Annotated in this window: 27 protein-coding genes; 17 read left to right on the top strand and 10 right to left on the bottom strand. The window is 44.5% G+C overall.

What is annotated here, in order from left to right; genetic code table 11:
- Positions 1–85: 85 nt before the first annotated feature.
- The 7 genes from ACYVNW_RS11265 to ACYVNW_RS11295 all read left to right on the top strand — a co-directional run bounded on the left by ACYVNW_RS11265 (position 86) and on the right by ACYVNW_RS11295 (position 4223).
- The gene (locus ACYVNW_RS11265; protein WP_460679967.1) at positions 86–1516 is read left to right on the top strand and encodes a sigma-54-dependent transcriptional regulator; all 1431 of its coding nucleotides are present in this window, start codon (positions 86–88) and stop codon (positions 1514–1516) included.
- A gap of 5 nt (positions 1517–1521) precedes the next feature.
- Positions 1522–1722, top strand: coding sequence for a hypothetical protein (locus ACYVNW_RS11270; RefSeq protein WP_460679968.1), 201 nt, complete (start codon positions 1522–1524; stop codon positions 1720–1722).
- Between the two features lie 172 nt (positions 1723–1894).
- Positions 1895–2224, top strand: a complete 330-nt coding sequence (locus tag ACYVNW_RS11275; protein ID WP_460679969.1) for a YtxH domain-containing protein — start codon at positions 1895–1897, stop codon at positions 2222–2224.
- 59 nt (positions 2225–2283) lie between these two features.
- Positions 2284–2634: a phage holin family protein gene (locus tag ACYVNW_RS11280; RefSeq protein WP_460679970.1), complete on the top strand. Its 351-nt coding sequence runs from the start codon at positions 2284–2286 to the stop codon at positions 2632–2634.
- Position 2635: 1 nt separating this feature from the next.
- The gene (locus ACYVNW_RS11285) at positions 2636–3157 is read left to right on the top strand and encodes a hypothetical protein (protein ID WP_460679971.1); all 522 of its coding nucleotides are present in this window, start codon (positions 2636–2638) and stop codon (positions 3155–3157) included.
- 71 nt (positions 3158–3228) lie between these two features.
- Positions 3229–3879 carry a tRNA (guanosine(46)-N7)-methyltransferase TrmB gene (gene trmB / locus ACYVNW_RS11290; protein WP_460679972.1) on the top strand — a complete coding sequence of 217 codons (651 nt, stop codon included), beginning with the start codon at positions 3229–3231 and terminating at the stop codon, positions 3877–3879.
- 11 nt (positions 3880–3890) lie between these two features.
- Positions 3891–4223 carry an MGMT family protein gene (locus ACYVNW_RS11295; protein ID WP_460679973.1) on the top strand — a complete coding sequence of 111 codons (333 nt, stop codon included), beginning with the start codon at positions 3891–3893 and terminating at the stop codon, positions 4221–4223.
- Here ACYVNW_RS11295 and ACYVNW_RS11300 read toward each other — a convergent pair.
- A complete protein-coding gene (locus tag ACYVNW_RS11300; protein WP_460679974.1) occupies positions 4215–4613 on the bottom strand; it encodes a VOC family protein in 399 nt (132 codons plus the stop codon). The two genes, ACYVNW_RS11295 and ACYVNW_RS11300, sit on opposite strands and share 9 nt — an antisense overlap.
- Positions 4614–4727: 114 nt before the next feature.
- Between ACYVNW_RS11300 and ACYVNW_RS11305 the strand changes: the two genes are divergently transcribed.
- Positions 4728–5072, top strand: a complete 345-nt coding sequence (locus tag ACYVNW_RS11305) for a carboxymuconolactone decarboxylase family protein (protein WP_460679975.1) — start codon at positions 4728–4730, stop codon at positions 5070–5072.
- A 381-nt stretch (positions 5073–5453) separates the two neighbouring features.
- Here ACYVNW_RS11305 and ACYVNW_RS11310 read toward each other — a convergent pair whose 3' ends face one another.
- Positions 5454–6263 (bottom strand): SDR family oxidoreductase, encoded by an 810-nt coding sequence (locus ACYVNW_RS11310; protein WP_460679976.1) that lies wholly within the window; start codon positions 6261–6263, stop codon positions 5454–5456.
- A gap of 184 nt (positions 6264–6447) precedes the next feature.
- Positions 6448–6819 (bottom strand): hypothetical protein, encoded by a 372-nt coding sequence (locus ACYVNW_RS11315; RefSeq protein WP_460679977.1) that lies wholly within the window; start codon positions 6817–6819, stop codon positions 6448–6450.
- Between the two features lie 243 nt (positions 6820–7062).
- Between ACYVNW_RS11315 and ACYVNW_RS11320 the strand changes: the two genes are divergently transcribed.
- A complete protein-coding gene (locus tag ACYVNW_RS11320; protein ID WP_460679978.1) occupies positions 7063–7242 on the top strand; it encodes a hypothetical protein in 180 nt (59 codons plus the stop codon).
- Between the two features lie 162 nt (positions 7243–7404).
- A complete protein-coding gene (locus ACYVNW_RS11325; RefSeq protein WP_460679979.1) occupies positions 7405–7944 on the top strand; it encodes a DUF4142 domain-containing protein in 540 nt (179 codons plus the stop codon).
- Between the two features lie 63 nt (positions 7945–8007).
- Here ACYVNW_RS11325 and ACYVNW_RS11330 read toward each other — a convergent pair whose 3' ends face one another.
- On the bottom strand, positions 8008–9237 hold the full coding sequence (locus ACYVNW_RS11330) for a dicarboxylate/amino acid:cation symporter (protein ID WP_460679980.1): 1230 nt from the start codon (positions 9235–9237) through the stop codon (positions 8008–8010).
- 196 nt (positions 9238–9433) lie between these two features.
- Between ACYVNW_RS11330 and ACYVNW_RS11335 the strand changes: the two genes are divergently transcribed.
- Positions 9434–11305, top strand: a complete 1872-nt coding sequence (locus ACYVNW_RS11335; RefSeq protein ID WP_460679981.1) for a M61 family metallopeptidase — start codon at positions 9434–9436, stop codon at positions 11303–11305.
- A 117-nt stretch (positions 11306–11422) separates the two neighbouring features.
- Positions 11423–12721 carry a M20/M25/M40 family metallo-hydrolase gene (locus ACYVNW_RS11340; protein WP_460679982.1) on the top strand — a complete coding sequence of 433 codons (1299 nt, stop codon included), beginning with the start codon at positions 11423–11425 and terminating at the stop codon, positions 12719–12721.
- Between the two features lie 142 nt (positions 12722–12863).
- Here ACYVNW_RS11340 and ACYVNW_RS11345 read toward each other — a convergent pair whose 3' ends face one another.
- Both ACYVNW_RS11345 and cdaA read right to left on the bottom strand, forming a co-directional pair.
- A complete protein-coding gene (locus tag ACYVNW_RS11345; RefSeq protein WP_460679983.1) occupies positions 12864–13376 on the bottom strand; it encodes a GNAT family N-acetyltransferase in 513 nt (170 codons plus the stop codon).
- 137 nt (positions 13377–13513) lie between these two features.
- Positions 13514–14305, bottom strand: coding sequence for a diadenylate cyclase CdaA (gene cdaA / locus ACYVNW_RS11350; protein ID WP_460681011.1), 792 nt, complete (start codon positions 14303–14305; stop codon positions 13514–13516).
- A 158-nt stretch (positions 14306–14463) separates the two neighbouring features.
- On the opposite strand from cdaA, the gene ACYVNW_RS11355 reads away from it, so the two are divergent.
- Positions 14464–15804, top strand: coding sequence for a Gfo/Idh/MocA family protein (locus ACYVNW_RS11355; RefSeq protein WP_460679984.1), 1341 nt, complete (start codon positions 14464–14466; stop codon positions 15802–15804).
- 137 nt (positions 15805–15941) lie between these two features.
- Here ACYVNW_RS11355 and ACYVNW_RS11360 read toward each other — a convergent pair whose 3' ends face one another.
- Together ACYVNW_RS11360 and ACYVNW_RS11365 are read right to left on the bottom strand one after the other, a co-directional pair.
- Positions 15942–16523 carry a non-canonical purine NTP diphosphatase gene (locus tag ACYVNW_RS11360; protein WP_460679985.1) on the bottom strand — a complete coding sequence of 194 codons (582 nt, stop codon included), beginning with the start codon at positions 16521–16523 and terminating at the stop codon, positions 15942–15944.
- A 2-nt stretch (positions 16524–16525) separates the two neighbouring features.
- The gene (locus ACYVNW_RS11365) at positions 16526–17032 is read right to left on the bottom strand and encodes a hypothetical protein (RefSeq protein ID WP_460679986.1); all 507 of its coding nucleotides are present in this window, start codon (positions 17030–17032) and stop codon (positions 16526–16528) included.
- Positions 17033–17200: 168 nt separating this feature from the next.
- Between ACYVNW_RS11365 and ACYVNW_RS11370 the strand changes: the two genes are divergently transcribed.
- The 4 genes from ACYVNW_RS11370 to ACYVNW_RS11385 all read left to right on the top strand — a co-directional run bounded on the left by ACYVNW_RS11370 (position 17201) and on the right by ACYVNW_RS11385 (position 21714).
- Positions 17201–18625: a peptidylprolyl isomerase gene (locus ACYVNW_RS11370; protein WP_460679987.1), complete on the top strand. Its 1425-nt coding sequence runs from the start codon at positions 17201–17203 to the stop codon at positions 18623–18625.
- A 7-nt stretch (positions 18626–18632) separates the two neighbouring features.
- Entirely contained in the window at positions 18633–19598 is a 966-nt protein-coding gene (locus ACYVNW_RS11375; RefSeq protein WP_460679988.1) for an AAA family ATPase, read from the top strand.
- A gap of 116 nt (positions 19599–19714) precedes the next feature.
- On the top strand, positions 19715–20725 hold the full coding sequence (locus ACYVNW_RS11380; protein ID WP_460679989.1) for an aldo/keto reductase: 1011 nt from the start codon (positions 19715–19717) through the stop codon (positions 20723–20725).
- Between the two features lie 74 nt (positions 20726–20799).
- A complete protein-coding gene (locus tag ACYVNW_RS11385; RefSeq protein ID WP_460679990.1) occupies positions 20800–21714 on the top strand; it encodes a helix-turn-helix domain-containing protein in 915 nt (304 codons plus the stop codon).
- Positions 21715–21767: 53 nt separating this feature from the next.
- On the opposite strand, the gene ACYVNW_RS11390 is transcribed toward ACYVNW_RS11385, so the two are convergent.
- Positions 21768–22652 (bottom strand): hypothetical protein, encoded by an 885-nt coding sequence (locus ACYVNW_RS11390; protein ID WP_460679991.1) that lies wholly within the window; start codon positions 22650–22652, stop codon positions 21768–21770.
- Between the two features lie 329 nt (positions 22653–22981).
- Positions 22982–23944, bottom strand: a complete 963-nt coding sequence (locus tag ACYVNW_RS11395) for an isopenicillin N synthase family dioxygenase (RefSeq protein WP_460679992.1) — start codon at positions 23942–23944, stop codon at positions 22982–22984.
- Between the last annotated feature and the right edge of the window lie 106 nt (positions 23945–24050).

Below are 24050 nucleotides of genomic sequence, written 5' to 3' on the forward strand. Positions count from 1 at the left end.
TTTTACCCGTTTTTAATATATTTACAAAAACTATGCCCATTATTCTTTTAATATTGTAGAAAAAACTAGCCGGATTGAATCTGATATGAATAAAATTCTGATTGTTGATGATGAGGTGAACACCTCCTTGCTGCTTTCGCGGTTCTTAACCCGTAATGGGTTTAATGTAACCACAGCATCAAGTGGTGCCAGTGCAATGGAGTACCTGAAATCGGAAGAATACAACCTGGTACTGTGTGATTTCAGGCTGGAGGATACTGATGGAAGGGAAATGCTGAAAAATATCAAACAGCAATACCCAACCACCGGGGTAATTATTATTACCGGCTATTCTGATATTAAAATGGCGGTAGAACTCATTAAAATGGGGGCTTACGATTATATCACCAAGCCGCTGTACCCCGATGAGATTCTCAACACCATCAACAAAGCCATTGAAACCCACAACGCACTGGTGGTTGACCCACAGGTAGAGCCTGCGGCAGTAACACCGGCCAAAGCAGCCAAAGAAGGCAAGAAGCAGGTACTGGCTAATGAATTTGTAGTAGGCCACAGCCGCGCTTCAAAAGAACTACTGCGCCAGATTGAGCTGGTAGCGCCTACCAACTACAGCGTTATTATTTTAGGTGAAAGCGGCACAGGTAAGGAGTCGGTAGCCAAAAGCATCCACCTCAACAGTCCTCGGGCCGATCAGCCTTTTATTGCGATGGATTGCGGCTCCTTAACCAAAGAGCTGGCCCAAAGCGAATTTTTCGGGCACGAGAAAGGGTCATTTACCGGTGCCCTGTATACCAAAATCGGCCACTTTGAGATGGCCAACGGCGGTACACTCTTTTTAGATGAAGTAGGCAACCTATCATACGATATTCAGGCCGCCCTGCTGCGTACTGTACAGGAGCGCAAAGTAAAGCGCATTGGCAGCACCAAAGAGATTGATTTGGATGTGCGCATTATTGTAGCTACCAATGAGAACCTGCAAGACGGCATTCAGAGAGGCCGCTTCCGCGAGGATTTGTATCACCGCTTCAACGAGTTTAGTATTCATATGCCGCCATTGCGTGAGCGGGGCAACGATATTATGCTGCTGGCCAACCACTTTTTAAAAATGGCCAACCAGGAACTGGGCCGCAATGTTGAAACGTTTTCGCCCGAGGTAGAAGACTGCTTTTTGCACTACCGCTGGCAAGGCAACATTCGCGAACTGAAAAACGTGGTACGCCGGGCTACACTGCTTACCGAAGGCAGCGAAATTCAGCTTAAAGCCCTGCCGCTCGAGATATCCACCTATAATCAAAGCCGGCAATTAACAGCTACGGAGCAACCGGTTTTCACGGAAACGCAGTTACCAAAAGAGCCCAAGCATGATTTGAAAAATGCAGCCCTCGAAGCAGAATATGATACCATTTTAAAAGTACTGCGTGAGGTAAACTTCAATAAAACCAAAGCGGCCGAGATTTTGAAGATTGACCGCAAAACGCTGTATAACAAAATGAAGGCCATTAATTTAGGAAAATAGTAACAATGCAGCCCGAAGATGATAAACAAAAACTACGCGAAATAAAGCACGATATCAAAAACCAGTTATCAAACGTATATTTTGCCATTGACCAGTTACGGCATGAGCTTAGCAATTCGGAAACCAATTCATTTACTACGTTTTGTATTGATACGATAGCCAATAGCTGCCAGGCCATTAATAAACATATTGAAGATTTAAACTGATACATTTTATAGCTGCTTCATAAAGCACGCGCTTGCAGCAGATTAGCTGTCATCACACTTTTAAAACATAAAAAATTATACAGATTGATAAAGCTGCCATGAACAATGTGCAGCTTTGTTGGTTAGATAATTGACGAATATAAGAGTTGAATAACCTATAAATACCAAACATATGTCAAACAACCAATTCTCCCGGATAAATAAAAAATTGCCGAGCAACCTTAAATTTAAGCAAGATAACAGCGGTGTTAAAATTGCCGTAGCCATACTGGCCGGTTTAGCCGCAGGTGCAGCTCTGGGTATTTTATTTGCCCCTGATAAAGGCGCCGAAACGCGCGATAAATTAACCGACTCATTTGGCAACCTTACTGATAGCATTAAAGAAACTGCCGCCGCCGAGCTTGACCGCCTGGCTGATTTAAAAGAGCGCGTAGTAGGCAATCTAAAAAACCGCATGAACGGTGTTGAAGAAGAATACCAGGACGATTTAGAGCACGCATAAATTAAGAAGTAAATTTATTCTGGCTGAATTTGCTTTAACCGGAATGATATAAAAGTGTTATGGAAGAACAAAAGGATACGCAGCAAACCCCGCCACAGCCAATTTTGGAGCAGGTACGTGAATTTGCCGAAACCCAGATTAAGCTGGCCAAGTACAAAGCCATTGAGAAGGGAACATCGGCCGCAGCAGGTGCCATGATTGGTACAGTAATCGCCGTATTTTCGCTGCTGTTGTTTTTGTTCCTGCTGTTTACGCTTGCGCTCTACCTGGGCGAAGTGCTGGGCGCATACTGGAAAGGCTTCGGCTGTGTGTCGCTGTTATTTCTGATCATCGTACTGGTTTGCGTATTCGCGAAGAAGTCGGTTGAAAAACCATTAGTTAATTTACTGATTAAAAAGATTTTCAAGTAAGATGGATTTACCTGTTCAGAACATAACCGATTTACAATCAGAAATACTGCGCCTCGAAAAATTGCGCCAGCAGCAAAAAATCGATCTGAGAAAGCGCTTCAGCAGCCCTTCAGCTATTTTTGCTACTGCAAAAACCCTGTTTCCGCGTAGCCAGGAAGATTCACATTCCAATCACCTGTTCGGTCAGGATATACTGGGGCTTTTATCCCGCGTGGTACTACCGTTTACATTGAACAAAACTTTGTTCAAAAACTCCAATTTCATTGTTAAATCATTAGTGGGCTTAATTTCACAAAAGGCATCTACGTATGTAAATGAAGGCGCTGTAACCGGCGCATGGGGGAAAGTAAAAAACCTGTTCAGTAAATTGCCCAAAAAGCCTAAAGCAGCTGTAGTTACCGCACCGCCAACCGGCGTACCTGCTGAGGTAGATGCTGCTTTGCCGATGCCGGTAGCTGCAGTTCCGGTTCAGCAGGAAAGTACCATTACAGAAGGCTATCCTGAACCACCTAAAAATTATTAAACTACGGCACTTACAATTAGCCGATGTTAAAAGCAGCAAAAGATTTACTTTTGCTGCTTTTATTATTTATAGTGGGAAAAGATAAATTAAAGCGTTTTGCAGAAATTGCAACTTTCAGCAATGTTATAGAATTAGAAGCCGGCCAGCCTTATAAAGGCACATGGGCTCAGCAGTTTTTTAAAAACAGCAATCCGGTGGTGCTGGAGCTGGCCTGCGGTAAAGGCGAGTATACAGTAAACCTGGCACAGCTGTTTCCGGACAAAAATTTTATTGGTATTGATTATAAAGGCAACCGCATTTGGCGGGGCGCTAAAACTGCACTGGAAGATGGCGTACCCAACGTGGCCTTTCTACGCATTCAGATTGAAAATCTGCTGGATTATTTCGGCCCGGGCGAAGTAGACGAGATCTGGATTACTTTTCCTGATCCGCAGCCGCAAATCAGCCGTGAAAAGAAACGCCTCACCTCTCCCCGCTTTTTAGAAAAATATAAACTGATATTGAAACCGGGCGGCTTTGTAAACTTAAAAACCGACAATGACAACCTATATGCCTATACAGTAGAAAAACTCTCAGAAGCAGGCGTTAAACCGGTAATTAAAACCGAGCATTTGTACAATTCTGTTTATGCTGATGAAGTACTCTCTATCAAAACATATTATGAGAAGAAATACTTACAGCATAACAAGAATATCAATTACCTGAAATTCGCGTTATCATAAATTCAACCTCAATGGCGCAGGATAACTTTTTTGAGCGGGTGTATGAAGTAGTGCGGCAAATACCAGCCGGGCGGGTAACTTCTTACGGTGCCATTGCCGAATATTTGGGCAGTAAAGGTTCATCACGTGTGGTGGGTTATGCCATGGGCGCATCACATACGGCCATGCCGCCGGTACCGGCGCACCGGGTGGTTAACCGCCAGGGCTTATTAACCGGCAAATTTCATTTTGGCTCATTTGAACGCATGCAGCAAATGCTGGAAAGCGAAGGCGTCAAGGTAGAAGATAACCAGGTGCTTAACTTCAAGGAGCTATTCTGGAACCCGGCCGTGGAGTTAGCTTGATTGGGTAACCACCTCATCTTCGGCAAAAGTGAGCAAGTAATTATTGTTGTCTACAATAGAAAACTCCGTGGAACCGTAAAAAGTAGTTTCTAAACCTTTAGCTACCGTAACTTTGTCCTTTATATTTTCAAAAAACACCCGGATATCCTGAGTTTTGATGTATAATAACAATGAACCGCCGTCTTGCCGACTGATTTGCGGTAAGTCCTCAGCTAAACTTTCAAAAGTTTGGAACATCAGCATTACTTCGCCGCAGGTTAGCATTGCCCAAACTGCAGCATCGCCGCTTTCTGGCGGTACAGCGTTTACTACTTCGAAGCCCAGCATACGGTAAAAGGCCAGGGTTTCGCTCATACTGCGCACAAAAATATTGGGGGTAAGGCTTTGCATGGTTTGTTGAAGTTGAAGGTCAAATTTAAAAAGTAAAAATTCAGAAACAAGGTATAATGTAAGGATATTACCTTCCAATATATTTATTTAATAATTCAATAATTTAAGTTAGATATGGGACAATTAGTTGATGATTTTAACGCCTACCGTACGCGGATGAACGACCGCATTATGGACTCGGCCAATACCAATATTAAGCGTTTTTTTGCTTTGGATACCACCAGCTATGCTGAAGGTGCGCTTGATGTAAAAACCAAAGAAATGCTGGGCCTGGTAGCCAGTATGGTATTACGTTGCGACGACTGCATTAAATACCACCTCGGCAAATGCCACGAAGCCGGCGTAAATACCGATGAGATGAATGAGATCTTTATGATTGCCAACCTGGTGGGTGGTTCTATCGTCATCCCGCATTATCGCCGGGCGGTGGAGTATTGGGATGAGTTGTGCGGGGTGTAGTTTTGCATTGGTGGTGCTATCCGCTTTTAAGTTCTGTGTTTCATTAATGTCTGTTTACTTTTTGCTTGATCAAAAAGTAACAAAAAATCAAGGCAGAAAAAAAGCTTCCCCGCGCAAGGCCACTGCATGGCCCACTTTTTCCGCCGGGCCACAGCGCTTGAGTGCATAGGCGCTTTGCCTTGCACTTATGTGTTCCTCCCTTGGGAGAGTAGGAGAGATTTTGTACACAAGGCTTTTCCAGTCAGTGCTTCATAATGTAGCCATCCTACCATAGCTCACCGCATCCCTCACCGATCAGGCAGATGGAAACACCGCCCATCTCATTAATACAAATAGGGCGCTTACTCATCGTAAGCGCCCTATTTGTATTAATGAGATGTATTACTTAATTCCGTAATGGTCACACATCAGCTTTTCAAATAAGCTGCCCGGTAGTATACGTTTCAGTTTTGGGGCGATAGTTTGACCTATTAAGCCTACCAGGTAACTGTGGTTGGGATTGCTGGTACTTACAATGTTTACCAGCTTTTTGGCCAGCATATCGGGGCTCGGGGCAATACTTTCGTCTTTTTCCATGCTGGCAACCGCTACGTCGTAAGCATTCTTCAGTTCGGCATTATCTAAATTGAAGTTGATTTTTTGGCGGTTCTGGCTAAAATCAGACTTAAAATCGCCAGGGTTAATCACCACTATTTTAATACCGGTTTTACGCAGTTCCATCCGCAAACTTTCCGAGTAACCCTCAACGGCATATTTAGAAGCGCTATACATACTTTGATAGGGTAAACCAAACAAGCCAGCCAGTGAGCTAATATTCACAATCATGCCGGCGTTGCTTTTAATCATGCCAGGCAGTACGGCGCTGCACATACGTACTACACCGAAAAAATTTACTTCAAACTGCTTTTTCGCATCTTCAACCGGCATCGCATAAGCAGGGCCAGCTACACCGTTACCGGCATTGTTTACCAGTACATCCAGTTTGCCTTCGGCGCTTACAATTTTATCAATAGCGTTTTTCGCTGAGGCATCATCAGTTACATCCAGTTCTATAGGTTTAAAGCTTACATTAGCTAAACGGCTCAAGCTGCGGGCCGAACCATATACCGTATGCCCGGCGGCTTGCAAAGCATTAGCGCAGGCCAGGCCGATGCCTGATGAGGCGCCTGTTACCAGTATTACTTTTTTCATATTTGTTTTGAGGGGAAAGTCTATTGTCAAAAATCAGGTTCTAAAGTACTGATTATTGCCGAATTACCTGCTTTGACAACAAAACTGCGGTAACTTTTATACATTTAAAATATTAGATGCCTGCAAAAGCAGAACAGGCAGCATGGATTACATGCTGCCTGTTCTGCTTTTGAGTTCGGATAGATTACCGGCTTTCAATAGCTGTTGTAATGGCGTTCATCAATTCAGCATCAATGGGCTGACCTAACAACATTTGCCATCCTTCGGGTTGCTTTTTTAACCAGCATAAACACTGGTTACCACATACCCTGCTGTTAAGTACCACTTTATAAAAAGATTCTGCTTCGGTGCGGCCTACTTTTACCACGCGGCTACGATGCACATAATTTTGGTAATAGTAAGTGATGGAAAAGACATCAGCCATATCACGAAGGCTTTTAGTAGTAGCAAGGGTATCGATATCCTGCCCTGGTATGGCATGCATAGCCGGTTCAATAACCGGGTTTACCACTTTTAATTCTGTATTAGATAGTTGGTATGGTTCAGAGACTGTCATGTTGATGTTGCAATTAATAGTATGGTATCAGCGTATCGCTTTAATAACCCTGATACCATACAAAAGTTTTCATAACAGTTAAATATCACCAACTTAAATTTAATATCTAATATATGTAGCCGAGCTTAGTTTTTACGTTTGGGATGAGTGTTGAGTTAAATAATTCAAACCATAATACAGATACACAGTTCTTAATTAACGCGCAACACCTGCAATGCGGCTGCGTTTAAACACCCAATGGCTATGGAAAATCCGATTAAAAGCAACCCGGAAGAAAAAAATCAGGAAGAGGAAAAGCTAAAAACACAGCATCCTATGAGTGAGAAAGATGAAGTGAAACAAGCCGAAGAAAATACAACGCCGGCTTCGAAAGAAGACATGGAAAACCTGCTGAACAAACCCGATAACAAGGAAACTCATTAAGCTATTAAAAGGAAGCAATAGCTGATCATAATCATACCTTTTTTACATGAGTAAAGGCTTTGTAACTTACTGTGAATTTAAAGTGTTCATTTTGTCCAGTTTTACAAAACACTAATTTAATCCAAAGGTTACATATTAAATCTACAGTTAAATTTAATAAACATGAAAGTAATAACATCATTCATCGCCGCTGTGGCGCTCGCCTTTACCTTCCAGGCATCCTCAGCACAGGTTACTATGCCTTCGGCTTCAAAGCCAGATACAGTAACCGCTAACTTTTTACATAACGCCACCGTAGGCGGATTAAAAGAAATTAAAACCGGCCAGTTGGCAGCCCGCAAAGGCAAAAGCATGAGCGTAAAGGCTTACGGCACCAGAATGGTGGTTGATCATACCAAGGCCAATAGCAAACTCAAAAAGCTGGCCGAAGGTAAAGGCTATATCATTAAAGCCCCTACCAGTGCCGAGTTGGCTACACCTGCTATGTTAGCCAACACCACCGGTGCTGCCTTCGACAAAAACTATGTAAGCATGATGCTGGTAGATCACCAGAACACCATTAAGATGTTTGAAAACGCGGCGCTCAATTCATCAGACGCCAGCATTAAAGCTTATGCCAACCAAACATTGCCCACTTTAAGGGCACATTTAACCTCGCTGCAATCCATAGCTAAAAATATGGGTATAACTACCATGCAGTAATTGTTATTATCCTTACACAAAGAGGGCCATGTTAATCAACGTGGCCCTCTTTGTGTATAATGGCTACGTTTCCCTTATCCACCCTTTGCCTTCTGCAAAACGTGCCACCAGCATGGCAGCTACGGTATCACCTGTGGCATTCAACAGGGTAGCCATGGGATCTACCAAAGTACCGATAATCATGGCTGGCGGTAAAGCTTCGGGCGGGAAGCCGTATGCCGATATGAACAGCAATTCGCCCACATAGCCTCCGTTAGGTATACCGCCCTCTACTACGCTTACCAGCACCGTCATCCCCAATGCAATAGCAATTACGCTCGCACTATCAAAACTGCGCCCAAACAGGGCAAACACCACTGCCATTTTAATAATAGATGATATGCTGGATCCATCTTTATGCAAGGTGCCTCCCAAGGGGATAGCTACGCTGGCAATGGTATCGGGCACACCTATGTTCTTTGCAGCTTCCAGATTGGCAGGTATGGTAGCAATGCTGCTGCAGGTGCCAACAGCGGTAGCCGAGGGCACAATATTGTTGCGCCAATATTTTTTAAAGCCGGTAACTCCGCCGGCAATAAACGCATATAAACTATAAAACACTACGTAATAAAAAGCGCCCACCGCATAATACAGTCCCAATGAGCGGGCATAAGTACCAAATAACTGCGGCCCAAAGATGCCTACCTGGTAAGCAAAATAAGCCCCCAGTCCCAAAGGCCCCAGTTTCATAATCAGCACGAACAGCTGCCCGAACACCTCGTTGCCTGAGTGCAGTAAACGGGCAAAAGCAGTCCCTTTTTCTCCGGCACGCAGGGTGGCAAAGCCAATCAGTAAGGAAAAGATGATAAGCGCCAGCATACTTTTGCGCGAAAGCAGTTCATAAAATTCGCCGGTGGTAAACAACTGCGTAATCTGGTCGCCGATATTATTTTTCTGTATGGTTTCAATCAACGGAGCTGATACCAGCCGTTCGTGCACCGGGAACAGGTGTACAGCAGCCATGGTAACCAGGGCCGCTACCAGTACTGTGCCTAAAAACACCAAAGTCATTACGCCCATTACCCGGCTCAACCGTTTTGAGTTATCCAAGCCGGCAATGGCCGAAGCGATGGCAAAGAACACCAGCGGTATTACGGCTGTGAACAGTAGATTTAAAAAAATATCACCAATGGGCTTAAGTACAGCTACGCGGTTACCCAGCAGCAATCCGGCTACACTGCCTGCTACAATGCCACCCAGCAGAAAGATAATGCCCTTATAATTTTTAAACCAGCTATTCATGGCTTCTAACATAAAAAATAATTGGGATAAAGGATGTAAGGAAGAAAGATGAAGGATGGAAAAAATATGCGTGAAAATCAATTTTCACATCTTTTGTTCTTTATCCTTTCATCATTTGTCAATACCGCCATTCATCCTTTATCACTCTAACATTTTTTATCCAGAAATCCTTCGTACTTTCAGCGCTGTAAATACTTTTTTGCACATCATGAAAACATTAGGCACTATGGCTGCAGCGCTTTTGTGCGCAACGGCAGCTTTTGCACAACCGGCTCAAAAAGCCATTTACTACAGAGTATCATTTCCCAATGCGGAACACCATGAGGCCGAAATAGAAATGACCGTACCTCAGGCTCCTTCGGGTAAACTCAGGGTACGCATGAGCCGTTCATCGCCGGGGCGCTATGCCACGCATGAATTTGGAAAAAACATTTACAACGTAAAAGCCAGTGGCCCGGATGGTTCAGCTTTAGAACTAAAACAGGTAGAAGGCGATGTGTATGAAGTACCCGAGCACGGAAGTACTGTTGTAATTAAATACACCTTATTTGGCAACTGGACCGATGGTACCTACGCCGGAATTGACCCCAGCCACGCCCACCTGAATATGCCTGCCGCCTTTATGTGGGCTGTAGGGCTGGATGACCGTCCGGTTAAGTTTGAATTCAGGGATATGGATAAGTACGGATGGAAAGTGGCCAGCCAACTGCACCCCGAAGGCGACAATGTTTATAGTGCCCCCAACCTGCAATATATGATGGACAGCCCTACCGAACTGGCCGCTTATAAGCAAGCCAGCTGGGAGGTAACCAACACCAATGGCAAAAAGGAAACCATCCGCCTTACCACGCATAGCGACGATGACCAGGATGTAATTGACAATTTTGCTAAAATGGTGCAAAAAGTAGTACTGGAGGCCAAGGCTGTATTTGGCGAATTGCCTACATACGATTATGGCAATTATACTTTTTTACAGGATGTATACCCTACTGATAGCGGCGACGGCATGGAGCACCGCAACTCTACCTGCATTGTGCAGCCCGTAGCAAAAGTAGCAGGCATGGAAGTACCGTTACTGGGCACTTTCTCGCACGAGTATTTTCACAGCTGGAATGTGGAGCGCATTCGCCCAAAAACCCTGGAGCCATTTAATTTTGAGCATGCCAACATGAGCAATGAATTATGGTTTGCCGAAGGCTTTACCCAGTATTACGGCGAACTGCTGCTGGTACGTGCGGGCTTTCATACGCCCGAAGAATATACCCGCACCGTAGCCGGACTGGTAAACTCAGTGCTGAATACACCTGCGGCTGCGCACTATAGTCCGGCGCAAATGAGCCGCTACGCTGTATTTGCTGATGCAGGAGTATCTATTGATCCTAATAATAATACCAACGTATTTACCAGCTACTATGTATATGGCGGCGCTACTGCCCTGGCTTTAGATTTACGCCTGCGCAGCGAGTTTAATTTAACGCTGGACGATTACATGTGCCAGGTATGGCTTACCCATGGCAAAACTGAAAAGCCTTACACCATAGCCGACTTACAAAATGTACTTGCCAAATTTACAGGTAAGCCAGCCTTTGCTGCCGATTTTTTTAAGCGCTACATTAACGGCGTAGAAAAAAATAACTATGCCGCGCTACTGGCCAATGCCGGTATGGAGTTGCGCCAGGCTCAGCCCGGCAAAGCCTGGATTGGCCTGGTACCGGCCACCCCTGCCCGCGGCCGCTCGGGCATGGCCCGCACAATTGATAGTGAGGGATTGCCCATACAATCAAGCACGGTAATGGGTTCGCCTATTTATAATGCCGGTATTGATGCAGGTGATATTATTACCAAAGCCGACGGCAAGGACATTAAATCCGTGCAGGATTTAAACGGCGTTGTAAACGGTAAAAAACCGGGTGACCCAATCAGCGTAGAATATAAAAACCGCACAGGTGCCCATACCACCACTATTACCTTAGCCGAAAACCCGGCGCTGGAAGTAGTGACTTTTGAAAAAGCCGGCAAAACCCCTACTCAGGCACAGCAAGAATTCAGAACCAAATGGCTGGCCTCTAAAGTAAAATAGAAGCCCCCTAACCCCCTAAAGGGAAAATATAAATTAATATAGACAAATTATAATATAGGACACATTAAAAACAAGCCTCAATCACTCCCCCTTTAGGGAGTTAGGGGGCATCAAATCATGAAAAAACAACTCATTACCTTATCACTTCTGGCAGCTACATTAACGAGCTTTGGCCAGGATGTAAACAAGCTGATACAGCAAAACGATGTAGAGCGCATCATTAAAACCCTCACTGCAGATGACATGCAGGGCCGCGCCACTTTTACACCCGGCATTGAGAAAGCCGCGCAGTTTATTGAAAGCGAGTATAAAAAAATCGGTTTAAAACCTATGGCGGGTAATACCGGCTATCGCCAGAATTTTACCATGTTGAAAAACACACCGGTAAAAACGTTGGCCAGCATTAATGGCACTGCCATACCTGCAGAAAAAGTATTTGCTGCCAGCAGCACATCTTTCGAATGGGCAAATAACGCCGACGTACAGGTAACTAAAATCAGCTCTGATAAAAACTTTATTGCTGAGTACAGGGCTGCTTTGGGCACCGACAAAAAGATGCTGATCCTGGTTGACCCTACCTTTGAAGCCATCTTTAAAAGAATACAGAATTTTAGCGCCAGAGGAAGCGTATCCTTTAAATCGGGAGCGAGTAAGCCCGAAAAGGTATTCATTTTAACCGATGCTGCTGAGGTAAAAAATTTCCAGGTAAGCTATATGGTAAATAGCCAGGAGTTGCCACTTTTCAATGTAGCCGGTGTAATTCCGGGTAAAAGTAAGCCGAATGAATATGTGGTATTCTCAGGCCATTATGACCACCTGGGCATCATTAAACCGGTAGAAGGCGACAGCATTGCCAACGGTGCTGATGATGATGCATCAGGCACTACAGCCGTAATTACTTTAGCCAAGTACTACAAAAAACTGAACAACAACGCCCGCACCTTAATTTTTGTAGCTTTTACGGCCGAAGAGATTGGTGAGTACGGTTCTACCTATTTTGCCACCCAAGTAAACCCCGAAGAAGTAAAAGCCATGTTTAATATTGAGATGATTGGTAAAGCTTCCAAGTTTGGCGAAAACTCTGCCTTTATTACCGGTTACGAGCGGTCTGACTTTGGAAAAATACTACAGCGCAACTTAGAGGGCACTGCTTTTAAATTTTACCCGGACCCTTATCCTCAGCAAGATTTATTTTACCGCAGCGATAATGCCTCCCTGGCGCGCGTAGGCGTACCGGCCCATACCATTTCTACCGACCAGATTGATGTGGACAAATATTACCACACTGTAAAAGACGAGCTCAGTACGCTTGATGTAGCTAACATTACCTCAACCATCCGTGCCATTGCCCTCAGCTCCCGCAGCATTGTAGACGGCAAAGACACCCCAACCCGGGTACCAAAACTGGAAAGATAAAGGGGAGTTAGAGCCAAGAAACAAGACCTGGACAATATCTTTAAAAGAGAAAGGACAAAAGATTGGGAATTACTCCTACATCTTTTGTCCTTTCTCTTTTATCCGAAATTTATCTTGTCTCTTGGCTCTTGTCTCTTGATTCTTATTTTTTGTCTCTTGCTTCTAATTCTTTCCTCATCACATAATCATTCATCCAGTACGGGCCAATTGCAATATCCTCTTCGTAAGCTACATTGAAGCCCATTTTTTCATAAAACGTTTTTGCATTATTATAGCGGTTTACATTAAGTTCGAGTAAGTGGCTTCCTGCAGTTAAAGCGCGGGCGGCTACTTCTTCCACTAATATGCGTCCGTAACCTTTGCCCTGGGTTTGGGGCAGGCAATACAGTTTATGCAGCTTGTAAACTTCGGGCTTTTCTTCGCGCGGAGAGTAAGCAGCAAAGGCTACCGCTTCTTTGCCTTCTTTTAACAGCAGGTAAGTCTGGCTGCCTGTCGCCAGCTGCCGGGTAATATTTTCAGGTGAATAAATAGTATCGAGCATGTATTGCAGTTGCTCAGCTGACAAAATAGAGGAATATGTTGGCCACCAGATTTGTTCTGCCAAACGGATGATGGTAGAAGCGTCAGTAGTAGTGGCTTGTTGGATGGTGTACATGTAATAAATTATTTTATTTACGCTACCCTCAGCACGTCATTGCGAGGTACGAAGCAATCTTTCAATATCACGCCTCAACGGGAGCAGAAAGATTGCTTCGTACCTCGCAATGACATGCCTAATAGTATTAATAATCACTAAAAATCCTTATTCAACAACTTCTCCAGCTCAGCAAAGCTGATGTTCATCTTTACTTTGCCCTGTTTGGCATAAGAGATCTCCCCGGTTTCTTCAGATACAATAAGTGCCGTGGCATCATTGTTCTCGGTTACACCAATACCTGCCCGGTGGCGCAGCCCGAATTGCGAAGGCAGATTGGTATTGTCTGTTAATGGCAGAATACAACTGGCCGATTTTATTTTATTGTTTGAAATAACCACCGCCCCATCATGCAGGGGACTGCTTTTCTGAAAAATACTCTCTAAAAGCCGCCTCGATATTTTGGCTTCCATTACCTCGCAACTGTTTTGGTAAAATTGCTCGTCATAATCTTTCACAAACACAATTAGCGCACCCGTTCGGGTTTGTTTCATGCTTTTGCAAGCATCAATAATGGGTTTAATGCGGGCGTAATTATCTTTTTCAGCTTCATTTTTACCCAGCAGATACCGCCACCAGGCCCGGTTGCGCTGCAAGGAAGCATTACGCCCCACCAATAGCAAAAACCTGCGTATCTCGGGCTGAAATACCACAATAATAGCAATGATACCCACATCAACAAACTTACCCAGTATACCGGTAAGCATAGTCATCTGCAATGATTTAACTACATAGTACAGCAGATAAATAATAGCCAGCCCGATAAATATATTGGAAGCTATGGTACCCCGTATTAAGTTATATAATTGGTACAACAAAAAAGCTACCAGTAAAATATCCAGTATGCTAAAAAAGTTGAGCTTTAGAAAGCTAAGATCGAGGCCATGCATAAGAACGAAGTTAGCCAATTTTGATGGATATGATTAGAGATATTCCGCATGAATTCTATTACTGCTTTATCAATTTACGCACGGTGTTTGAAACAAAACAAGTTTAACTATTGTGTAATTAGAAATTTTAATAACTAATAGTCAAAACATCTCACCTCATGAAATATTTAGATCATTTAATGAAATCGGCCGTAGAACCGGTTACCGGATATAACCGGCGGGAATTTATCGGTAATGCCAGTAAAGGGATCATTGCCGCAACAGTGATTGGCGGACTTACCTCGGGTGGCTCGGCCGAAGCGCAAACCACCAGCAGCGCAGGTCCGGGGCCGCGTTCCATGGCCGATGCGATCAAAGTTGAGGTACCTACCCAACATGCGCCAAGCGAAGGCAGCCAGTCCTCTTTCCCATCTATTCTGCCTAAAGACAAACGGGTAGGCTATGCCATAGTTGGCTTGGGTGAGCTTACGTTGGGTGAAATTATGCCCGCCTTTGCCGAATGTAAAAATTCCAAGCCGGTAGCTTTGGTAAGCGGCAACCCCGATAAGGCCCATAAGGTAGCCCTGCAATATGGCATCGACCCTAAAAATGTATACAGTTATCAAAACTTCGATACTATAAAAAACAACCCGGAGATTGAAGCGGTGTATATCGTACTGCCCAACAGCATGCACGAAGAATATACCATACGTGCCGCCCAGGCTGGTAAACACGTACTGTGCGAAAAACCGATGGCTGCCAACTCAAAAGAAGCACAGCGCATGATTGAGGCTTGCAAAAAAGCGGGCAAAAAACTGATGATTGCCTACCGCATACAGTATGAGCCTAACAACCGCCAAATGATGGAATGGACCCGCAAACAGAAATTTGGCAAGGTGAAGGTGATTACTTCTACCAACGTGCAAAATATTGGCAACCCCAACCAGTGGCGTTTAAAGAAGGCATTGGCAGGTGGTGGCTCATTGCCTGATATTGGCTTGTACGATATTAATACCAACCGCTTTTTGTTAGGAGAAGAACCATATATGGTAAATGCCAGCATCTTTACCACACCTAACGATCCGCGCTTTAAAGAGGTAGAAGAAACCGTGATGTTCCAGATGTTTTTCCCGAGTGGAGCAGTAGCCAACAATACCTGCAGCTATGGCGTGCATGATTCTAAACACTATCGGTGCTATGCCGATAACGGTGGTTGGTTTGGCTTAGACCCGGCTTTTAACTACAAGGGCCTGATGCCGGAGGCCTCACATGCTGAAGGAAAGGTAGAAAATAAAATGCAACCCAAAATTCAGGAAAAGAACCAGTTTGCGCTGGAGATTGACCATTTTTCGGAATGTGTGATTGAAAACAAGGAACCCTACACACCTGGTGAAGAAGGCCTGCAGGATCATAGAATTATGGAAGCCATCTATGAATCGGCCCGCACCCATAAACCGGTGGAATTAGAACGTATAGTAACGGTGGATACGTTTAGAAAAACACCGCCGAAAGAGGATTAACGTAAACCATATACTTATGGTTGTCATTGCGAGGTACGAAGCAATCTCGTCGTATACAAAACGAATAAGCATAACTACGAGATTGCTTCGTACCTCGCAATGACAAGCTTTTATGAATTACATTATTGTAAGTATTCTTACTGCGCCTTTAAAAAAGCAATCAGCTTTTCCATCGCCTTAGCACGATGACTGATGGCGTTTTTCTCCTCCATGCTCATTTCGGCAAAAGTGATATCATATCCTTCGGGTTCAAAAATGGGATCGTAACCGAAGCCTTTGGCCCCCGAACGTTCCTGGCGAATGCTGCCTTCGGCTACGCCTTCAAAAAAGTGTTCTTCACCATTCCACAGCAAAGAAATTACCGTTTTAAAACGAGCTTTGCGGTTAGCCTGACCTTGCAGGCGCTCTAAAAGCTTATCCATATTGGCTTCGCTATCTGAAGGTTCGCCTGCATAGCGTGCGGAGTACACGCCGGGTTCACCATTTAGGGCATCTACCTCAAGGCCACTGTCATCAGCAAAGCAGTTCAGTTGGTAGTTTTCGGCCACAAAATGGCTTTTAAGAGATGCATTTTGGTGGAATGTATTGCCGGTTTCGGGTATTTCGTCATGGCAATTCAAATCAGTCAAGCTAAGCAATTGAACCACGTCGCCCACTTTGGCCGCCACTTCCTGTAATTTATGCTGATTATGGGTAGCAAATACTAATTGATAAGCCATGTTTAAAACTGTTTAATTTCATTCCAGAATAATTTGGTGTTCTCTTTGTTACCCATCATTTCGTTAAAACTAAAGGTATACAGCAACTGTACCTCATTTACCACCTGCGGCTGGTTAAGGGTAACAAAAGGAGCTTCGGCCGGCAGTGCGTATTGCCCCAGCATCACCATCTTTTGTGGTTGCAAATGCTTTAAAAACAACTCATAATTTACGTCTGAATGCGTAGCCAGGTTTAATATCGCTACTTCATCCAAACTTAAGTTGATCCGTTTCAGCGTGCTCTCCAGTGCGGTTAAATGCGCCGGTTCCATGTGCTCATGCTCCGGATAGTGAGCAATAATCAAAAATGCTTTTTTATAACCACCCATGTACTTAAATTCCGGCTCAGGCGTTTGTTCCTCAGCAGCAGGCTGTTCGGGCCGGTGCAGGTAAAACTCGCGGTCGGCAGGCAGTAAATACAGGTCTTCCGGAAGGAAATAGCGAAGCGTGGCAGTGGTATCGGGCGTCATTTAACAATTTTTAACAAAAATAAGTAAAGCGTTCAGGTTTTGAACCGCCATATTCGCATAAAAGTATAACAGCCGGCATATTAATGACACTATTATGCTGCCTGAGTTGAGAAATTTTGCGAAATTCGGAAATTCATTTTTAAAGAGATTAGCAGTAGTAAATTATACATGAGAAAGTTTGGGTTAACCCTTTTATGTTTAGTATTTGCCCTAAGCTTTGCACAGGCGCAAAAACAAACTTTAGACAAAATTGCCGGTGTAGTAGGCAACAGCATCATATTAAAATCTGATATTGAATTTCAGTATGCCCGTTACCTGGCGCAAGGTGGCCAGCCTGATGAGGCAGTTAAATGTCAACTCATGCAGCGTTTGCTGATGCAAAAATTACTGGCCCAGCAGGCAGTAATTGACAGCGTAACCGTTAGCGACGATGATGTAGATAACAACATTGACCGCAAAATGCGTTACATGATACAAAACGCAGGCGGTCAGGAACGCCTGGAGCAGTTTTTAGGTCGTTCCATCATCCAGTATAAAGATGAAATCCGTCCGGATGAAAAAGAGCAGGCCGTAGCTGAAAAAATGCAGCGCAAAATCACCGAAAAGGTGGCCGTAACTCCGCAGGAGGTAAAACGCTTTTATGAATCCATACCGAAAGACAGTTTGCCATCATACAACAAAGAAGTAGAAGTGGGCGAAATTGTGTTTCAGCCTAAATTAAGCAAGGATGAAAAAGCGATATATAAAAAGAAAGCTGAAGAACTGCGCGACCGTGTAAAAGCAGGCGAAGACTTTGGTAACCTGGCACGCTTATATTCACAAGACCCTGGTTCAGCGCCACAAGGTGGTGATTTAGGCTTCTTTGACCGCTCTACCATGGTAACCGAGTTTACCGCCGTAGCATTTAAGTTAAAAGCCGGCGAATTGTCTAACGTGTTTGAAACTGAAAACGGCTTTCACTTTCTACAGGTAATAGAACGCCGCGGTGAGCAGGTGCATGCCCGCCACATCTTGATTATGCCATCCATTACCCAGGCTGCTTTAGACCGCGACAAAGCCAAAGCCGATAGTATTTATACCATCATGAAAAAGAACGACAAGATTTCTTTTTCAGAAGCGGCAGCTGTGTACTCAGATAGCAAAGACACCAAATACAATGGTGGTATGCTGATGAATGAAAGAAACGTAGATACCCGTACCACTTTCATCCCTACCGACCAGTTGGATCCGCAAATGGCCCTGGTACTGGATACCATGAAGGTAGGCAGCATCAGCAAACCGCAACTGTTTACCGACCAGCAGGGGAAAAAAACGTACAAAATTTTATACCTGCGCTCGGCAACCCCGGCTCACAAAGCCAGCCTGGAGCAGGATTATCCTAAACTGAAAGAACTGGCGCAAAGCAGCAAAACCAACCGCACCGCAAGCGAGTGGTTTGAAAAACGCCGCAAGGAAACTTTCATAAAAATTGATCCGGAGTTTCAGAGCTGCCCGATATTGAAACCATGGGTGGCCTCAGCCGCAGCCAATTTAACTACCGCACAGGTAGCAGTAGCGCCACCGGCTAAAACCGAAGACACTGTAAAGCCATAATTATTACATGACGGCATACCTGTCTGACGTAGAAGCAGCTGATGCTTTAAAGCAAACCTATCAAACCATCAGGGCAGAAATTGCCAAGGTGATTGTAGGGCAGGATGAAGTGGTAAAATCAGTATTGATTTCCATCTTCAGTAATGGCCATTGCTTGCTGGTAGGGGTGCCCGGTTTGGCTAAAACATTACTGATACAAACTATAGCTCAGGTGTTGGACCTGAGCTATAACCGTATCCAGTTTACGCCTGACCTGATGCCATCAGACATTACCGGTGCCGAAATTTTAGGCGAAGACCGCAATTTCAAGTTCATCCCCGGCCCGGTGTTTGCCAACATTGTACTGGCCGACGAGATTAACCGTACGCCACCCAAAACCCAGGCCGCCTTGTTGGAGGCTATGCAGGAAAAAGCGGTAACCACCGCAGGTGTTACCCGCAAATTATCCCCGCCTTTTTTTGTACTGGCTACCCAAAACCCCATTGAGCAGGAAGGCACCTACCCCCTGCCCGAAGCGCAGTTAGACCGCTTTATGTTTAACGTAACGCTGGGCTACCCTACCCTGCAAGAAGAGCTACAGGTGGTTAAAGCTACCACCGGCAGCACTAAACCACAGCTTAGTAAAATCATTACCGCAGAAGAAATCATTGCTTTTCAGCAACTGGTGCGCAACATCCCGGTAACCGACCACGTGCTGGAATATGCCGTAAAGCTGGCCGCCAAAACCCGCCCCCAGGGCGAACTGGCTACGCCGCAGGTTAAACGCCTGCTGAGCTGGGGCGCAGGGCCAAGAGCTTCGCAATTTTTAGTACTGGGCGCCAAATGCCATGCCGTAATCAGCGGTAAATACTCGCCCGATATTGAGGATGTGCAAGCCATAGCCAAACCTATATTGAGGCACCGTATTGTGCGCAGCTACCATGCCGAAGCCGAAGGTTTATCGGCCGATGCCATTATTGAACAGTTGTTTTAAGCACGGTTCTCACTGCATCTTATTGTTCGTACTGATTTTGGATACATCTATCCGTAATACGGATACGTTTACTCACTACTGCTTCATGACCTTTGTATTCAAATCATACAAACATCATGAACAGCATTAAAAAAGTAAAATTAGGCAATCAAGGGCTCGAAGTACCTGCTATTGGTTTGGGCTGCATGGGCATGACCCAAATTTCGGGCATAGACATTTATGGCAAGGCCGATGAGCAGGAAGCCATTGCCACTATCCACCGCTCGCTTGAACTGGGCGGCAATTTTTTAGATACCGCAGATTTATATGGCCCGCTTGCCAATGAGCGGCTGGTAGCTAAAGCCATTCAAGGCAATCGTGATCAATACATCATTGCTACTAAATTTGGTTACGAAATTGATGACCAGGAGCAAATGACCTGGAAGATTAACGGCAGCCCGGCATATGTTAAAAAAGCGGTTGAGCGTTCATTAAAGAACTTAGGTACTGATTATATTGACCTTTACTACCTGCACCGTTTAGACCCCAATACCCCGATTGAGGAAACGGTAGGCGCCATGGCAGATTTGATTAAAGAAGGCAAAGTGGGCTACATCGGCCTATCCGAAGTTTCATCAGCCACCATCCGGAAGGCACATGCCGTGCATCCTTTAACCGCTGTACAAACCGAATACTCATTGTTTGAACGCAGCGTTGAGGAAGACGGCATTTTAAATACCCTGAATGAATTAGGTATAGGCTTTGTAGCCTACTCGCCACTGGGCAGGGGCTTCATCAGCGGTGAAATACAGAAACCGGAAGATTTTCCGGCAGGTGATTTCAGGGCGGCCATTCCACGTTTTCAGGGCGAGCAGTTTGAAAAAAATATTGAGCTGGTGAATGAGATTAAACAAATGGCCGATAAAAAAGGTATCACCTCGTCGCAACTGGCTATTGCATGGGTAATAGCCAAAGGGCATTTGCCTATTCCGGGCACTAAACGGGTAAAGTATGTGGAGCAAAACATTGCTGCTGCCCAAATCAGTTTAACCGAAACAGAGTTGAACCAGTTAGAAGCCATCATCCCACTCGGCACCCAAACCGGAGCCAGGTACGATGAAATGAACATGGGCTATATTAACCAGTAATTATTATGCTTGGCTGTCCAATCATGGAAAGGGTTTAAACAGCTTCTTCCATGATTAATATCTATATTGTAATTATGAAAGTTGTTACCGCACCGCATATCATTAATTCCATATCCGATTTGCACCGTTTACTGGAATTGCCCAAACCTCTGCACCCACTAATTAGTGTAATTGATTTGGGAAGCATTAACTGCCGGCTCACTAACGAACTTAAAAGCTTCGGTTATAATTTCTATTCAGTTTGCACCAAAAAGGATTTCAATGGCAAAATGAAGTACGGGCAAAATTATTACGATTTTGATGAGGGCATACTTACATTAATGGCTCCGGGGCAAATTATTGCCACAGAGGTAACCGAAAATCCCTCTTTATCTGGCTACTGGCTCGTATTTCACGCCGATTTTATTCAGCAATACTCATTGGCAACCACAATAAAGCGCTACGGTTACTTTTCCTATACGGCTTATGAGGCGCTGCACATGTCGGAACAGGAAGAACGCATGATTGAAAATACTATGCTGAACATCAGGCAGGAATATAGCAGCGCTACTGATACAAGCAGCCATGATGTATTGATTGCCCACATGGAGCTCTTACTGAATTATTGCAACCGCTTTTACAACCGGCAATTTATTACCCGCAAGCAAGCCAGCAATGATTTACTGAGCCGTATGGAAAAACTACTGTCGGCTTACTTTGATAATACCACTACCCACAATACCCTGCCAACCGTACAAGAACTGGCCAGCCAACTCAATGTATCGCCTAATTACCTGAGCGATATGTTGCGCACGCTTACCGGGCAAAGTGCCCAGCAGCACATCCATCAGGCGCTTATTGAAAAAGCTAAAGCTTTAATTACCACTACCTCGCTCTCGGTAAGTGAAATTGCGTATCAACTGGGCTTTGAGTACCCACAGTCTTTTAATAAACTGTTTAAAAGTAAAACCCAGCTTTCACCACTTGAGTACAGGCAATCTTTTAATTAATGATGCTAAAATATCCTTTAAACAAAAAGCCCCGCAGTAGCGGGGCTTTTTGTTTAATTCTCAACTGCTGAGAATACCTCAAGCAGGATATTCCATTTATGGCTGGCATCTACTTCCCAGATGCGCACATAGTTGTAATTGCTCACAATATCACCTTTACGCACGCGGGCCTTACCATAGCTATACCCTAAATCGCCGCTGCTTGAACGGCCGGAGTTCAAGGTTTCGTCACTCATGCTGATGCCTTCGTTGGCAATAAATTTCATTACCTTATCACGTCCGGCAATGGGTTCAAACCCTGGGAAATACATACGTCCTTCGGGGCTTAAAAATTCTTTGTAAGAAGCCAGCACCGACAGGCCCAGCGTAGCATTAAACTGCCGGTCGGTATTGGTAATGATTTGCTTACCGTTAAAGGGATCTTTGCTCGGGCCGGTACGCTTGGCCGAGTCAGGCTCTCTGAAATCGATCAGTTGTTCCTGCTCAGGCTCAGGGTGCTGTATACCCAAATCAACCAATAACTTCAGCTTATTGCTGGCCGGGTCGAGCCGCCAGATGGATACATAATCGCCAAATACTTTATCATCCTCATTTTTTTTATCTTTTTGATAAACATAAGGGCCGGCGCTAAATCCCAAGTCGCCATTGGCTGATATACGGGCAAACTTAGGCGTCCAGGTTAAGGTACCTGGTTGCTTGTCTACATGTGAATAAAAGTCTGTAATTTTTACCGGTTCTGGTTTAAATACCATCCCCTCAGGATCGGCAACACTAATAAAAGCATCTTTAATGCCTTTTTTAGCAACTAATTTATCAAAGCTTTCTTCAGCAGCTACTATACTTTGTACTGTAGCCGCAGGTTTAGCTTTTTGAGCCAGCGCCATGCCGCAATATCCGGTTAATAAAGTTGCAGCAATAGCTACCTTTTTGATCATCATAAGTAAGAAGTGTAGTGATAAATGTGTTTAAATTAAAGTGGCTTTGCCTGCCATTTGGCCCGACATCCGCTGTGTTATTAACTTAAACTGCGCCAATTTATTATAATAATCAGGCCGAAGTATAATTTTTAAGCTTTTTTAACACTTACGAAATATTATTAGCCCGACGATTAATCAATTTCGGTTGCAGGCAAGCAGAGGGAACACGAATGTGTTGTTTTCAGGGCAAAGAGGATTTAGACAAAGGACGAAAAGACAAAATATAATGGATTTACCTTATTTAAAAGCTCGTCCTTCATCTTTTGTCCTTCCATCCTTAATCCAAATAGTTATTTCTTCAAACCAATTTCACGCAGGCGCTCATCCAGGTACTCGCCGGCGGTCATGTCGCTATATTGTTTGGGATGCTGCTCATCAATGGTAGATGGCAGGCTGGTTAAATCCATATCTGATTTGGGGTGCAAAAAGAATGGCACCGAAAAACGTGACTGGGTCATCAGTTCGCGTGGTGGGTTCACCACACGGTGTGTGGTCGATTTCAGCTTGTTGTTGGTTAAACGTTGCAACATATCGCCTACGTTTACTACAATATCTTCGCCGTGTGCTTTTACCGGGAACCAATCGCCCTCGCGGGTTAATACCTCCAAACCATCGGCGCTGGCGCCAATAAGCAGCGTAATCAGGTTAATATCTTCGTGAGCACCCGCACGCACCGCGTCAGCAGGCACTTCATCAGGGTTTTCGATAGGGAAATAATGCAGGGTACGCAATATGGAGTTACCATTGTGCACCTTGTCATCAAAATAATTTTCGGGCAGGTTTAAGTAAACGGCAATCGCCCTTAACAGGTGCTGACCTGCTGTTTCCAGTTTCTGGTAAATCTCCCGGGTAACTGAGTTAAACTCCGGCAGTTCTTTTACCTGCAGGTTTTCAGGATATTCATCTTTCACCGGATCGTTATCGGTAACGGTTTGGCCGATTTGCCAAAACTCCTTTAAATCGGGTACTTTAAAGCCTTTAGCAGTTTCTTTTCCTTTACTTGTATAGCCACGCTGGCCTGATAACTCAGGTTTTTCATAGCTTAATTTTACTTCTTCGGGTAAAGCAAATAAAGCTTTTACCTGCTCATAAAGTTTATCTATCAGCTCTTTGCTCAGGCCGTGGTTAGCAATGGTCACAAACCCGGTTTCGTTAAAAGCTTTGCCAATCGCATCTGAAAATTGCTTGCGCTCTTCGGCAGTACCGTTCAGGTACATATTGAGGTCAAGCCGTGGAATATTTACTGTGCTCATAATTTAGTGTATAAAACCGGGCAAAATTACTTATTAAGTGGTGACCGGGCAAATTATTAACATCGGCTTCGTGTAAATTGTTGAAAACAATGCACCGGGTTAAACG

The organism is Mucilaginibacter koreensis (assembly GCF_054783355.1).